The organism is Nonomuraea monospora, from assembly GCF_039531895.1.
GTDB lineage: Bacteria > Actinomycetota > Actinomycetes > Streptosporangiales > Streptosporangiaceae > Nonomuraea > Nonomuraea monospora.
In genome coordinates this window covers 1-574 of the sequence record NZ_BAAAQX010000118.1, presented here as the reverse complement: position 1 = coordinate 574, position 574 = coordinate 1, and the positions used below count along the sequence as shown (strand labels likewise).

Genomic DNA, 574 nt, shown 5'->3' with positions numbered 1-574 from the left:
CGCCCGTTGACGGGTCTTTGGTGCTCTGTGTCCTGGAACAAGAATTCAGGATCATGCGATTGCGACTACACCCCAAGCGGTGTCTCCAGGAACTCGATAAGCTGGATAACTTCAGGGCTATACCTGATGACGATGAGGACGGGTTGGAGGTCAGGGGGGTCATTACGCACATTGTGGCACTGTTGCAAAGTTAGCGATGAGGCAGCCTTTTGTCTTATTCAAAGGCCTTACATTTCAAAAACTCTGCTTACCAGGCGCATTTCGCCCAGGGGATCACCATAATAAAATGCTGAGGCCTGGCCTTTGCGTAGTGCACGCATCACCTCAATACCTTTGATGGTGGCGTAAGCCGTCTTCATGGATTTAAATCCCAGCGTGGCGCCGATTATCCGTTTCAGTTTGCCATGATCGCATTCAATCACGTTGTTCCGGTACTTAATCTGTCGGTGTTCAACGTCAGACGGGCACCGGCCTTCGCGTTTGAGCAGAGCAAGCGCGCGACCATAGGCGGGCGCTTTATCCGTGTTGATGAATCGCGGGATCTGCCACTTCTTCACGTTGTTGAGGATTTTAC

1 pseudogene is annotated in these 574 nt (G+C 51.6%); it reads right to left on the bottom strand.

Annotated features, from left to right (window positions below):
• Positions 1-227 precede the first annotated feature (227 nt).
• Positions 228-574 (bottom strand): annotated as a pseudogene (locus tag ABD331_RS60765) (IS6-like element IS26 family transposase); the annotation flags it as partial.